Source organism: Mesorhizobium sp. M4B.F.Ca.ET.214.01.1.1, from assembly GCF_004791545.1.
GTDB lineage: Bacteria > Pseudomonadota > Alphaproteobacteria > Rhizobiales > Rhizobiaceae > Mesorhizobium > Mesorhizobium abyssinicae.
The window spans coordinates 76,948-90,866 of the sequence record NZ_SRUX01000008.1 but is presented as its reverse complement, the minus strand read 5'-3'; the positions used below and the strand labels follow the sequence as shown (position 1 = coordinate 90,866).

Sequence of the window (13,919 nt, the reverse complement as noted above, 5' to 3'; positions counted from 1 at the left end):
ACGCCGGATTCCATCCGGCGTGACGGCCCAACCGGCCGGAATCCTGCACCGCATCCGTCAGACGGCTTCGAGGCCGATAGCGAATGGAGGCGGAAGATGCGGCGTTTTGTAGGTCTTGTTCAGGGCGGCTTTGCCAGGGATCGCGGCGGAAACTTCGCCATCCTGTTCGGCTTTGCCGCGTCGGTGCTGGCGCTCGGCGTCGGCTTCGGCGTCAACATCACCCAGCTCTATAATGCCCAATCGAGCCTGCAGGGCGTGGTCGACGCAGCGGTCACCTCGACGGCGCGGGATCTGACCACCGGCGTCATCAAGGAAGCCGATGCGAACAAGTCGGTGCAGGCGTTTCTCGACGCAAACAGCGCGGCCGGCATCCTGGAGGCCGATCAGATCGTTCTCGACAGGCTGACGGTCGACAAGACCGCAAAGACCGTCCGGGCGGACGCGCATGTCGATGTCGCCTTCTACTTCCCGCTGTTCAGCATGGGCGACACCAAGCGCGTCGCGGCCTCCACCACGGCGCTCTATTCCGACAAGACGATCGAGGTGGCGATGATGCTCGACGTCACCGGTTCGATGGCTCCCGACAAGCGCGCCAAGACCAACAAGATCGGCGACCTGCAGGCCGCCGCTTCGAACGCCGTCAGCGATCTGCTCGGCCAGAACCGCGACCCCAGCAACCCGCGTGTGCGCGTATCAATCGTCCCCTATGCCGAGGCCGTCAACACAGGCGGCCTGGCCGGCACCGTGTTCGTCGAGACGACGAATGGCCCGAAGGTTCCGCCGCCGATCGATGCGCCTGTCTCGGCTTCGGCGACGTCGGCGCCGGACAAATGCGCGACCGAGCGCAAGGACAAGGACGGCTATGCAGACTATTCCTCCGACGGACCCTACACGCTGCGTCTCGACAACAAGGGCAAGACTTACCAGGCCAAGGTCAACCGCGACTACCGCATGAAAGTATGCCCTTCGGCGGCCCTCGTTCCGTTGACGGCCGATGAAGCAAAGCTGCTCACCGCCATCGATCATTTCAGCGCCGCGGGCGTCACGTCCGGCGGGATCGCCGCGCAGTGGGGCTACTACATGCTCTCCCCGGCGTGGCGCTCCGCCATCGCCGATGCCGGCCTCGGCGCCGGTCCCGCCAATTTCGACAGCAGGAAGGTGGCCAAGATCGCCATCCTGATGACGGACGGCCAGTTCAACACCGCCTTCGCCGGAGCACGCGGCGCGCCGAAATCACAGGACGCCGGCCAGATGTCGCGCGGCAACGCCGAAAGCATCTGCTCCAACATGAAGCGCGACGGCATCGAGATCTTCACCATCGGCTTCGATCTCAACGATCCGTCGATGACAACGACGGAGCGCAACCAGGCAAAGACCTTGCTCAAGGATTGCGCCACGGCGGATACGTCGTCGCTCAAGCACTATTATGAGGCGGCGAACGGTCCGGAACTGGCCGAAGCCTTCGGCAAGATCACCAAGAATATCGAGAAGCTCACGATCAATCGCTGAGGCGTTCCCCGGCGAGCCTGCGCAACTCCCACAAACGGAAAAGGCCGCCGCTTCTTGACGAAGCCGGCGGCCTTCCGTGTTTCCGTCCATGGCGCGGTCTCTGGCGGTGATGCCATCGCATCACCTGCCGCGCTTCTCGCGCCTTAACGGGAAGACTGCTTCCCGAAAGTGCAATCCGCTGAGGCCACGTTCTGGAAAACGAAATCACTCGACATCGGATCACCTCCTTTCGATCTGTTGAACACACCTTCATGATGGGGTGCGTTGCAGCAAAAGACAAGGGGCAGACGAAAACGGTGCGCGGCGCCTTGGTCAGACGAAGCGCATCGGCGCGCCGATCTCGACCCGCGCCGGCCGGTCGACAGTGCAGTAGACGCCGAGATTGTGGGCGTTGTGGCGCACCAGATTGCGCAGGATGCCGGGATCGCTGTCGAAACCGTCCTGGGCGATGATTGTGAAGCCGCAGCGCCGGCACGGCTCCGAGACCGTCAGCAGCAGGTCGCCGACGGCCAGCTTGCGGCCGATCCATTCGGTTTCGGGAAACGAGCCCTCGACCGGTTCCATGTCGACGACGATGTTCGGGCGGAAGCGGCGTGGGTCGGCCGCCCCTTCCGGATGCAGCGCCTTCAGCCGCGCCAGCGAGGCGGTGGTCAGCAGATGGATCGGCGCCTTGGCATAGCGCGCCTCGGTCAGCGGGCCGGCATAGGAGGGCGCGGCGTTATCCTGGTCGAACGGCCGGATCGAGGCTTCGAAGCCGAGGAAGGCGGACACGGCGCGATCGCTTTCGGCCCCGGGCGCCGCCAGCCAGCCGCCGCCGGGGACGGCGACTTCCAGCTCGCGGGCCTTCGACAGCCGGGTGCGGATCAACGGCACCTTGTGCCATTTCGCCTCCCGGTCCGGCCGTGCGATCTCACCATTTGTCGCATCGACGAGGCCGAACAGGCGGTCGCCGGCGACGGTGCGGCTCCCGACCTCGATCGCGTCCTGGCGCTCACCGGCGAGCGAGCTTGCCGGATAGCGCCAGAGCTGGCTGACCGTGCCCAGGGCCGCGGCGTCGGCCATCAGCTCTTCTTGTTTTGCCGGTTGGCCACGAGGTCGTCGACGACGGCCGGATCGGCCAGCGTCGAGGTGTCGCCAAGCGCGCCGAAATCGTCCTCGGCGATCTTGCGCAGGATGCGGCGCATGATCTTGCCCGAGCGGGTCTTCGGCAGGCCCGGCGCGAACTGGAGCTTGTCGGGCGTGGCGATGGCGCCGATCTCCTTGCGGACATGGTCGACCAATTCCTTGCGCAGGCCGTCGCTCGGCGTCTCGCCGGCCATCAGCGTGACATAGCAGTAGATGCCCTGGCCCTTGATGTCGTGCGGATAGCCGACGACCGCGGCCTCGGAGACCTTGTCGTGGCTGACCAGCGCCGATTCGACCTCGGCGGTGCCCATGCGGTGGCCGGAGACGTTGAGCACGTCGTCGACGCGACCGGTGATCCAGTAATAGCCGTCGGCGTCGCGGCGGCAGCCGTCGCCGGTGAAGTACTTGCCCTTGTAGGTCGAGAAATAGGTCTGCACGAAACGGTCGTGGTCGCCATAGACGGTGCGCATCTGGCCGGGCCAGGAATCGGTGATACAGAGATTGCCGTCGGCGGCGCCCTCGAGCACCTTGCCGTCGCCGTCGACCAGTTGCGGCTGGACGCCGAAGAAGGGCCGCGTCGCCGAGCCGGCCTTGAGGTTGGTCGCGCCGGGCAGCGGCGTGATCAGGATGCCGCCGGTCTCGGTCTGCCACCAGGTGTCGACGATCGGCACCTTGCCGTTGCCGACGACGTTGAAATACCACTCCCAGGCTTCCGGATTGATCGGCTCGCCGACCGAGCCCAGCACGCGCAGCGACTTGCGCGAGGTCTTCGTCACATGGCTGTCGCCGGCGCCCATCAGCGCGCGCAGCGCCGTCGGCGCGGTGTAGAAGATGTTGACCTTGTGCTTGTCGATGACTTCCCAGAAGCGCGACTGCGAGGGGTAGTTCGGCACGCCCTCGAACATCAGCGTGGTGGCGCCGTTGGCGAGAGGGCCGTAGACGATGTAGCTGTGGCCGGTGACCCAGCCGACATCGGCGGTGCACCAGTAGATGTCGCCGTCGTGGTAGTCGAAGACATATTGGTGCGTCATCGAGGCGTAGACGAGATAGCCGGCGGTGGTGTGCAACACGCCCTTCGGCTTACCGGTCGAGCCGGAGGTGTAGAGGATGAACAGCGGATCCTCGGCCTTCATCCTCTCCGGCTTGCAGTCGGCCTTAACGGTGGCGGCTTCCTCGTGGTACCAGACGTCGCGCCCCGGCGCCCAGCCGACCTTGCCGCCGGTGCGGCGCACCACCACCACTTTGTCGACCGCGGTGCCGGCCCTGGCGGCGATCTCGATCGCCTTGTCGGTGTTTTCCTTCAACGGCACATGCTTGCCGCCGCGCAGGCCCTCGTCAGCGGTGATGACGATGGTCGACTTGCAGTCGTCGATGCGGCCGGCCAGCGCGTCCGGCGAGAAGCCGCCGAAGACGACCGAATGGATGGCGCCGATCCGCGTGCAGGCCAGCATCGCATAGGCTGCTTCCGGGATCATCGGCATGTAGATGGTGACGCGGTCGCCCTTCTTGACGCCGTGCTTCTTCAGCACATTGGCGAAGCGGCAGACATGCGCGTAGAGCTCGTTGTAGGTGACCTTCCTGTCGTCATAGGGATTGTCGCCTTCCCAGATGATGGCGGTCTGGTCGCCGCGCTTCTTCAGGTGGCGGTCGATGCAGTTCCAGGACACGTTGGTCTCGCCGTCCTCGAACCATTTGATCGAGACCTTGCCGTCGAACGAGGTGTTCTTGACCTTGCTGAAAGGCTTGAACCAGTCGATGCGCTTGCCGTGCTTGCCCCAGAACTTGTCCGGGCTCTTGATGCTGTCGGCGTACCATTTGAGATAGGTATCGTTGTCGATCAGCGCGTTCTTCTTCCACGCCGGCTGCACCCGATGGACGTGAACCTCGGACATTCTTCGCTTTCCTCCCGGACTGTTCCGCTGGCTTGAAGCGCCGGCGGCGACGCGGCGACGCGGCCGCGAATTCGGGCGCATTATTAACAGTTCCGCGCCGACGGCAATATTAGACGTTGGATTCGCGCGGCGGGATGACGCAGGGGCATCGCAACACCCTGTCAGCACTCTCCGCCCATCGCTGCTAACTGCATGTTTTGGCGAAGGAAAAGGCCGATACGATCAGAAAAAATCAATAGACAGTTAAGCAACTGAGCGCAGAATCCGACATTGGGAGGAAAGGAGATCGTCGCAGGGGGCTGCAATGTATGATCATTCCGAAATCGATCTGATGCTCAAGGGGTATGGGCTGACCACGGCCAAGATTCTCTATCATTTCCCGGACCATCCGCATCTCTTGCAGAGCTACATCTGGCAGGACTACGACATCGCGCCGAAGTTTCCGGTGCTGATCCGCTTCATCGAGTTCTGGAAGGCCAAGCTCGACGGGCCGCTGCATTCGGTGACCTACACGCACCAGACGCTGATCGCGCCGAACGAGTGGCGCAAGGTGGATGGAGAGTTCGTGCTGCATTGAGGCTAATCTCCCCCCTTGAGGGGGAGATGGCCGCAAAGCGGCCAGAGGCGGTCGTCTCACATAGAGCGCGACGCCCTTGCGGAACCGTGAAGATCAAGTCGGCGCTTCACGCGCGGCGACCCCTCTGTCGCCTTTGGCGACATCTCCCCCTTGAGGGGGGAGATTAGGCGGCGCCAGCCCTCACATCGTCGGCGGATTGAGCCGGGCGAAACCTTCCTGGCGGCGATAAGGGAAATACGGGTAGGGCGCGGTGACTTCGCTTGCCGTGTCGAGCTTCTTCATCTGCTCCGGCGTCAACGCCCAGCCGACGGCGCCGAGGTTCTGGCGCAACTGCTCTTCGTTGCGGGCGCCGATGATGACGGAGGAGACGGTCGGCCGTTGCAGGAGCCAGTTGATGGCGATCTGCGGCACGGTCTTGCCGGTTTCCTCTGCCACGGCGTCGAGCGCCTCGACGACCTTGAACAGGTGCTGGTCCTCGACCGGCGGGCCGAAGCTTGCCGTGTCGTGCAGCCGGCTCATTTCCGGCAACGGCTGCCCGCGGCGGATCTTGCCGGTCAGCCGGCCCCAGCCGAGCGGGCTCCACACCAGCGCGCCGACGCCCTGGTCGAGGCCGAGCGGCATCAACTCCCATTCATAGTCGCGGCCGAGAAGCGAATAGTAGACCTGATGCGCGGCGTAGCGCGGATAGCCGTGCTGCTTCGCCAGACCGAGCGACTTCATCACCTGCCAACCGGAAAAATTGGAGACGCCGACATAGCGCAGCTTGCCGGCGCGCACGAGGTCGTCCAGCGTCGACAGCACCTCCTCGATCGGCGTGCCGGCATCGAAGGCGTGCAATTGCAAGAGGTCGATATAGTCGGTGCCGAGACGCCTGAGCGCGTCCTCCACCGCCTTGATCAGACGCGAGCGCGAGGAGCCGTAGTCGGCTGGCCCGTCGCCCATCGGCAGCGATGTCTTGGTCGAGATCAGCACGGCGTCGCGGCGGCCCTTGATCGCCGCGCCCAGCACCTCCTCCGAAGCGCCGTTCGAATAGACATCGGCGGTGTCGAAGAGGTTGACGCCGGCCTCGAGGCAGATGTCGAGCAGCCGGCGCGCCTCTTGCGCATCGCTGTTGCCCCAGGCGCCGAACAGCGGGCCGGAGCCGCCAAAGGTGCCGGCCCCGAACGAGAGCGCCGGAACCTTCAGGCCCGAGGCGCCAAGACGTCGATAGTCCATTTTTTGCTCCTGTGGTGTCGAAGGGGTTTGTCGGGTTGTTACGAGCGGGCGGATGCCGGCTCGCCTAATATCGTGGTGCGATCGAGGCGCAGCGCCAGTGCCGTGACGCCGAGTGCCGAAAGCGGCAGCAGGGCGGCAACCCAGGTCACTGCGCCGAGGCCCGGACCATGGGAGATGACCGCGCCGCCCAGCCAGGCGCCGGCCGCATTGCCGAGGTTGAAGGCGGCGATGTTGAAGGAGGAGGCGAGGCTCTGCCCGGCGCCTTCGGCCTTTTCCAGCACCCACATCTGCAGCGGCGCCACGGTGGCGAAGGCAGCGGCGCCGAGCAGGCCGACAAAGATGACCGCAAGCACCTGGCTCTGCAGGGCGAAGGTCATCAGGCCAAGTACCAGCGCCAGCACGATCAAGCTGCCGAGCACGGACGGCACCAGCCAGCGGTCGGCGGCCTTGCCGCCGACCAGGTTGCCGGCGATGAGGCCGCCGCCGAAGACCAGCAGGATCGGCGACACCGCCGCTTCCGGAAAGCCGCTGATTTCGGTCAGCATCGGAGCGATGTAGGTGAAGACGGCAAAGACGCCGGCATAGCCAAGCACGGTGGTGGCGAAGCCGAGCAGGACGGGTGCGCGGCCGAGCACCGCGAGATCGGCGCGCAGATTGCTCTTCTGGGGCTCTGGCTGGTCGCGCGGCACCAGGGCCAAGATGACCGCGAAGGCCGCGATGCCAACCAGCGTCACCGCCCAGAAGGTGGCGCGCCAGCCGAAGGCCTGGCCGAGCCAGGTGCCGAAGGGAACGCCGAGGATATTGGCGACGGTCAGCCCGGTGAACATCAGCGCGATCGCCGAGGCTTTCCTGTTGGGCGCGACCAGCCCCGTCGCCACGACCGAGCCGACGCCGAAGAAGGTGCCGTGGGCAAAGGCGGTGAGCACGCGGGCGCCCATGAGCGTCCAGTAATCGGGAGCGAGCGCGCAGGCCAGATTGCCAAGGGTGAAGATCGCCATCAGCGCCAGGAGCACGGTCTTGCGCGGCCAGCGGCCGGTGGCGATGGTGAGCAGCGGCGCGCCGATAACGACGCCCAGCGCATAGCCGGAGATCAGCTGGCCAGCGGCCGAGATCGAGACTCCAAGGTCGCCGCTGACCTCGAGCAGCAGGCCCATGATGACGAACTCGGTGACGCCGATGCCAAAGGCGCCGGCGGCAAGGGCATAGAGAGCAAGAGGCATGGCGATCGTCCCGTTGGTGGTGCCGGGACGCACTTCCCCGCGTCCCGGCTCGGAAGATCGTGTTGCTGCCGTCTGTGAACCAGACTTGCCCGAGGCACATCGGTTGTGAAATAGATTCTTAGATGGCGAGATCAGAGATAAACCGCTCCGGCGAGATCGAGGTGTTTGTCCGCGTCGTCGAGGCTGGCAGCTTTTCGGCGGCGGCGCGCGCGCTGCGCATGACGCCGTCGGCGGTGAGCAAGCTGATCGCGCGGCTGGAGGCGCGGCTCGGCGCCCGCCTGGTCAGTCGTTCGACGCGCAGGCTGCAGCTCACGCCGGAAGGGGCCGCCTTCCACGACAGCGGCGTGCGCATCCTGGCCGACATGGCGGCGGCCGAGCGCGAGGCAGCAGCGGGTGCCGCGCCGCGCGGCCTGCTCAGGATCAACTCCTATGTGCCGTTCGGCCAGCACCGGCTGATCCCGCTTTTGCCGAGCTTCCTGGAGCGCTATCCCGAAATCTCGGTCGACATCGTCCTGACCGACCATGTCATCGACCTGATGGAGGAGCGCGCCGATGTCGCCATCCGCGCCGGGCCGCTCGGCGAATCACGGCTGGTGGCACGCAAGCTCGGGCAGAGCGGCGTGGTGGTGGTCGCGGCACCTTCCTACCTCGATGCGCGCGGCACGCCGCGCACGCCGGCCGATCTCGATCGCCACAACCGCATGGGCTTCCGCTTCGCGCGCCATATCGACGGCTGGCCGTTTGCCGACAGGGCCGGCCGTGCCACCGTGGTCCCAATCACGGGCAATGCCCAGGTCAGCGACGGCGAGGCGATGCGGCTGATGGCTCTTGCCGGCGCGGGCATCGCTCGGCTGGCGCGCTGGCATGTCGAGCCCGACATCGCCGCCGGCCAGCTGGTGCCGTTGCTCGAGGATTTCAATCCCGGCGACGAGGAAATGACCCACGCCGTCTATGTCGGCCAGGGCAAGCACCTGCCGGCCAGGGTGCGTGCCTTTCTCGATTTTCTGGTCGAAACGGTGCGGCTCTGAACGAGGAAGCCGCGCGCCCGAGGGACGCGCGGCTGCTCAGACGAAGCGGACGAACTAGGCCTTCGGCACGAACGGCGCCGGGCGCCGGCCCGCGCCCTGCCGGTCCAGCATCCAGCCGGGATATTCGGAGGGCAGCGCGCTGACCTCGTCCAGCCTGGCGAGATCCTCGGCGTCGAGCTTCAGCGCGGTGGCGGCAAGGTTCTGCTCGAGCTGGTCCATGCGGCTGGCGCCGATGATGACGCTCATCACGAAGGGCTTGGCCAGCACGTAGCCGAGCGCCACCGTGGCAACGCTGACATCGTGCTTCCTGGCGATCTCGCGCATGACGGCGACCGCCGCCCAGGCGCGATCCTCGTTGACCGGCGGGAAGTTGAAGGAGGCGCGGCGGCCTTCGCCATTGCCGGGCGCGCCCGGACCGTATTTGCCGGAGAGCAGGCCGCCGGCCATCGGTGACCAGACCATCAGGCCGAGCTTCTCCTCATTGAGCAGCGGCACGATCTCGCGTTCGAGGTCGCGGCCGGCGATCGAATAGTAGGACTGCACGGTCTCGAAGCGGGCAAATCCCTTTCGCTCGGCAATGCCCAGCGCTTTGGCGATGCGCCAGGCTTGCCAGTTCGAGACGCCGACGTAACGCACCTTGCCGCTGGACACGAGATCGTCGAGCGCCCGCAGCGTCTCGTCGATCGGGCTCACCGTGTCGGTGCCGTGCAGCTGGTAGAGGTCGATGTGATCGAGCTGCAGCCGTTCGAGGCTGGCCTCGACCGAATCCATGATGTGGCCGCGGGAGGAGCCGCGCTGGTTCGGGCCCTCGCCCATGACGCCATGCACCTTGGTGGCGATGATGACGTCCGACCTTTTGACGCCGAGGTCGTGGAGCGACTGGCCGAGCAGTCTTTCGGAGGCGCCGAAGGAGTAGACGTCGGCCGTGTCGAAGAAGTTGACGCCGGCGGCAATCGAGCGGCCGACGATCTCGTTGACGCCTTTCTGGTCGAGGCTGGCGATCAGGCCCCATTGGGCGTTCTCGCCGGCGGCGCCGAAGGTCATGGTGCCGAGGCAAAGTTCGGAGACGAACAGCCCGGTGTTTCCGAGTTGATTGTAGCGCATGGTGGGAGCTCCAGGGAGGAATGGGAATGACGCTGAGCAAATAGGAACGGTACGTTCCGTTTCAAGTGCTGGAGCAAGCAAGGCGGGCAACTGGCTCAAGAGAACCGTCGGGCAGCCACCGCTAGGCCTGGCAAGCCTTTGCGGCAAGATTCATCGCCCAGCTATCGGCTGCCGAAGATCGCCGAGCCGACCCGGACGCCGGTCGCGCCGAAGGCGATGGCCGTCTCGTAGTCGCCGGACATGCCCATCGAGAGCTTCGCGACGCCGGCCTCCTTGCCGAGCTTCTCCAGCAGCGCGAAGTGCGGGCCGGGGTTCTCATCAGCCGGCGGGATGCACATCAGGCCTTCGATGGCGAGGCCGTGCACCTCTTGGCAGCGCCTGACGAAGGCGACCGCCTCGCGCGGCTCGATGCCGGCCTTTTGCGGCTCCGAGCCGGTGTTGACCTGAACGTAGAGTTTTGGCTTCCGGCCCTGCCGTGCGATCTCCTTGGCAAGTTCGGCGGCGATCTTCTCGCGGTCCACGGTCTCGATGACGTCGAACAGCGCGACCGCTTCCTTGGCCTTGTTCGACTGCAGCGGACCGATCAGATGCAATTCGATGCCGGGAAATTGATGCTTCAGCGCCGGCCATTTGCCTTGCGCCTCCTGCACGCGGTTTTCGCCGAAGACCCGCTGGCCGGCCTCGATGACCGGGCTGATCGATGCGGCCTCGAAGGTCTTTGACACCGCCACCAGCGTGACCGCGCCTTGGTCGCGGCCGGCGTCGCGCGCGGCGGCGGCAATCCTTGCCTTGACGGCAAAAAGCTGTTCGACGGCGCTCGTCATGCCCATATCCTGCCTGTAGTTTTGGTCCTCGCCGGCTCGCCGCAGTTGACGGGTCCGGCAATCCATGGTGAACACCGCGACGACATTTTCCTGGGCCGCCGGGCATTGCCCCGCGGTTCGTGCCAGCTTTTAAGTGAAAAACATCCGATGGCAACCGAACGATACAATCCGCGCGCGTCAGAGCCCAAATGGCAGAAGGCCTGGGCCGAAAAGAAGCTGTTCGAGGCCGACAACGCCGATCCGAAGCCGAAATACTACGTGCTGGAGATGTTCCCCTATCCGTCGGGGCGCATCCATATCGGCCACACCCGCAACTACACGATGGGCGACGTCGTGGCGCGCTACAAGCGCGCCAAGGGTTTCAACGTGCTGCACCCGATGGGCTGGGACGCCTTCGGCATGCCGGCCGAGAACGCGGCGATGCAGAACAAGGTCCACCCCAAGGACTGGACCTATGAGAACATCGCCACCATGCGCGAGCAGCTCAAGGTCATGGGCCTGTCGCTCGACTGGGCGCGCGAGTTCGCCACCTGCGACGTCGACTACTACCACCGCCAGCAGATGCTGTTCCTCGACTTCGTCGAGAAGGGGCTGGTGACGCGCAAATCCTCCAAGGTCAACTGGGACCCGGAGGACATGACGGTGCTCGCCAACGAGCAGGTCATCGACGGTCGCGGCTGGCGCTCCGGCGCGCTGGTCGAGCAGCGCGAACTGACGCAGTGGTTCTTCAAGATCACCGACTTCGCGCAGGACCTGCTGGATTCGCTCGAAGGCCTCGACGAATGGCCGGAGAAGGTCAAGCTGATGCAGCACAACTGGATCGGCCGCTCGGAAGGGCTGCTGATCCGCTGGCCGCTGGCCAAGCCGGTCGCGGGCGAGCATGAGCTGGAGGTCTACACGACCAGGCCGGACACCATTTTCGGCGCCTCGTTCATGGCGGTCGCCGCCGACCATCCGCTGGCAAAGAAGGCTGCCGAGGAGAATGTCGAGCTGGCCAAGTTCATCGACGAGGTGCGCCATATGGGCACCTCGGTGGCGGCGCTGGAAACGGCCGAGAAGAAGGGCTTCGACACCGGCATCCGGGTCGTCCATCCGTTCGACGAGAACTGGACGCTGCCGGTCTATGTCGCCAATTTCGTGCTGATGGAATACGGCACCGGCGCGATCTTCGGCTGCCCGTCCGGCGACCAGCGCGACCTCGACTTCGCCAACAAATACGGCCTGCCGGTGATCCCCGTGGTGATGCCGGAAGGCGGCGACGCCAAGACCTTCCAGATCATCGAGGAGGCCTATGTTGACGACGGCGTGATGATCAATTCGCGCTTCCTCGACGGCATGAAGCCGGAGAAGGCCTTCGACGAGGTGGCCAAGCTGCTGGAAAAGAAGACGATCGGCAACCGGCCGATGGCCGAGCGCAAGGTGAACTTCCGCCTGCGCGACTGGGGCATTTCGCGCCAGCGCTACTGGGGCTGCCCGATCCCGATGATCCACTGCGAGGATTGCGGCGTGGTGCCGGTGCCGAAGGCCGACCTGCCGGTCAAGCTGCCCGACGACATCGAGTTCGACCGGCCGGGCAACCCGCTCGACCGCCACCCGACCTGGCGGCACGTCAATTGCCCGCAATGCGGCAAGCCGGCGCGGCGCGAGACCGACACGATGGACACGTTCGTCGATTCGTCCTGGTATTTCGCGCGCTTCACCGCGCCGTGGGCCAACGATCCGACTGAGCCGAAGGCGGCCGACGAATGGCTGGCGGTCGACCAGTATATCGGCGGCATCGAGCACGCGATCCTGCATTTGCTCTATTCGCGCTTCTTCACCCGCGCGATGCGCGAGACCGGCCATCTCGATCTCGCCGAGCCGTTCAAGGGCCTGTTCACGCAAGGCATGGTGGTGCACGAGACCTACCGTGTCGGCGGGCCGTCCAACAACGGACGCTGGCTGTCGCCGGGCGAGGTCAGGCTCGAGGACGTCGGCGGCAAGCGCCGCGCCGTCGACATCGCCACCGGCGAGGAGGCTGTCATCGGCCCGCTGGAGAAGATGTCGAAGTCGAAGAAGAACACGGTGAGCCCGGAAGAGATCACCGACGGCTACGGCGCCGATACCGCGCGCTGGTTCATGCTGTCGGATTCGCCCCCAGAGCGCGACGTGGAATGGACCGACGACGGCGCCGCCGGCGCGCATCGCTTCGTCCAGCGCATCTGGCGCCTGGTGTCGATCGCGGCCGAGCAGCTGGCCGGCGTGAAGCCCGAGGCTGCGAGAGAGGGCGAGGCCGGCGCCGTCTCCAAGGCCGCGCACAAGATACTCAAGGCGGTCGGCGAGGATATCGAGAAGCTCGGCTTCAATCGCGCAATCGCTCGCATCTACGAGCTCGCCAACGCCTTGACCACGCCGCTCAACGAGGCGGCCGAAGGCAAGGCCGACGCCGCGCTGAAGGGCGCCTGCCGCGAGGCGGTGGAGATCCTGGTGCATCTGATCGCGCCGGTCATGCCGCATCTGGCCGAGGAGTGCTGGGAGACGCTGGGCGGCACCGAAATGGTCGCCGAACGGCCGTGGCCGGTCTACGATCCGGCGCTTGTCGTCGACAACGAGATCGTGCTGCCGGTCCAGGTCAACGGCAAGAAGCGCGGGGATTTGACAATTGCCCGCGACGCGGACCAAGGTGCGGTCGAAAAGGCGGTGCTGGCCCTCGAATTCGTGCAGAAGGCGCTGGAAGGTAAGGCGCCCCGCAAGGTGATCATCGTGCCGCAGAGGATCGTCAATGTCGTTGCCTGATCGGGAAAAGACTGGTGTGACGCGCTTGCTCGGCCGCACCGCGCTGTACGGCCTGGTCGCCTCGCTGGCATTGGTGTCGGCCTGCACCGTCAGGCCGCTCTATTCGAACGCGCCGCTCACCGGCGGCTCGACAGTCGGCGCCGCCGCTGAGCTGGCGTCGATCTCGGTCAAGCCGGTCAAGACCCGCTACGCGCAGCAGGTGCGCAACAATCTGATCTTCGGCCTCGGCCAGGGCGCCGGCGAGCCGGCAACGCCTGCCTACATACTCGATCTCGGCGTCACCGAACTGGTCGAATCGGCAGCACTTGTGCAGATACAGACCGACGAGGACGAGCCGACCGCGGGCACGGTGACGCTGACCTCGTCCTATGTGCTGACCGATGCGAGCACCGGCACGGTCATCGCCACCGGCAAGCGCTCGGTGCCGTCGTCCTTCGACCGGCCGCGCCAGGAATACGCGTCCTACCGGGCACAGATCGATGCCGAGAACCGCGCCGCGCGCGAGCTGGCGGACCTGCTCAGGCTCTCGGTGGCGCAGGATCTGGTCAAGCACGGCAAGAAGGCCTGAGAGACCGTTTGGAAATTCTACTCCGGCGGCCATCTGCCGGCGGTTTCTGCGCTTCCGGTGCTCACGGACCTGAATGTCCGCT

11 protein-coding genes are annotated in these 13,919 nt (G+C 65.6%); 5 read left to right on the top strand and 6 right to left on the bottom strand.

Going from position 1 to position 13,919, the window contains the following annotated elements; translation table 11 throughout:
- Positions 1-96: 96 nt before the first annotated feature.
- A complete protein-coding gene (locus EN857_RS17170) occupies positions 97-1,509 on the top strand; it encodes a pilus assembly protein (protein ID WP_127391482.1) in 1,413 nt (470 codons plus the stop codon).
- A gap of 312 nt (positions 1,510-1,821) precedes the next feature.
- On the opposite strand, the gene EN857_RS17165 is transcribed toward EN857_RS17170, so the two are convergent.
- Positions 1,822-2,571, bottom strand: coding sequence for an MOSC domain-containing protein (locus EN857_RS17165; RefSeq protein WP_127391483.1), 750 nt, complete (start codon positions 2,569-2,571; stop codon positions 1,822-1,824).
- On the bottom strand, positions 2,571-4,526 hold the full coding sequence (acs, locus tag EN857_RS17160) for an acetate--CoA ligase (RefSeq protein ID WP_127391484.1): 1,956 nt from the start codon (positions 4,524-4,526) through the stop codon (positions 2,571-2,573). The genes EN857_RS17165 and acs overlap by 1 nt, the downstream gene beginning before the upstream one ends.
- Positions 4,527-4,830: 304 nt before the next feature.
- Here acs and EN857_RS17155 point away from each other — a divergent pair, with 304 nt between their 5' ends.
- Entirely contained in the window at positions 4,831-5,103 is a 273-nt protein-coding gene (locus EN857_RS17155) for an aspartate-semialdehyde dehydrogenase (RefSeq protein ID WP_127283041.1), read from the top strand.
- Positions 5,104-5,283: 180 nt separating this feature from the next.
- Here the strand turns inward: EN857_RS17155 and EN857_RS17150 are convergent, their stop codons facing one another.
- Positions 5,284-6,318 (bottom strand): aldo/keto reductase, encoded by a 1,035-nt coding sequence (locus EN857_RS17150; protein ID WP_127391485.1) that lies wholly within the window; start codon positions 6,316-6,318, stop codon positions 5,284-5,286.
- A 38-nt stretch (positions 6,319-6,356) separates the two neighbouring features.
- Positions 6,357-7,538, bottom strand: coding sequence for an MFS transporter (locus EN857_RS17145; RefSeq protein WP_127391492.1), 1,182 nt, complete (start codon positions 7,536-7,538; stop codon positions 6,357-6,359).
- A gap of 122 nt (positions 7,539-7,660) precedes the next feature.
- On the opposite strand from EN857_RS17145, the gene EN857_RS17140 reads away from it, so the two are divergent.
- Entirely contained in the window at positions 7,661-8,566 is a 906-nt protein-coding gene (locus EN857_RS17140; protein WP_127391486.1) for a LysR family transcriptional regulator, read from the top strand.
- Between the two features lie 54 nt (positions 8,567-8,620).
- Here the strand turns inward: EN857_RS17140 and EN857_RS17135 are convergent, their stop codons facing one another.
- Complete coding sequence (locus EN857_RS17135; protein WP_128345985.1) at positions 8,621-9,670, bottom strand: aldo/keto reductase; 1,050 nt, start codon at positions 9,668-9,670, stop codon at positions 8,621-8,623.
- A 161-nt stretch (positions 9,671-9,831) separates the two neighbouring features.
- Complete coding sequence (locus EN857_RS17130; RefSeq protein ID WP_135858916.1) at positions 9,832-10,494, bottom strand: YggS family pyridoxal phosphate-dependent enzyme; 663 nt, start codon at positions 10,492-10,494, stop codon at positions 9,832-9,834.
- Between the two features lie 147 nt (positions 10,495-10,641).
- Between EN857_RS17130 and leuS the strand changes: the two genes are divergently transcribed.
- Entirely contained in the window at positions 10,642-13,269 is a 2,628-nt protein-coding gene (gene leuS, locus EN857_RS17125; protein WP_127391489.1) for a leucine--tRNA ligase, read from the top strand.
- A complete protein-coding gene (gene lptE, locus EN857_RS17120; protein ID WP_127391490.1) occupies positions 13,256-13,837 on the top strand; it encodes an LPS assembly lipoprotein LptE in 582 nt (193 codons plus the stop codon). Before leuS ends, lptE begins: the two co-directional genes overlap by 14 nt.
- The last annotated feature ends 82 nt before the right edge of the window (positions 13,838-13,919 follow it).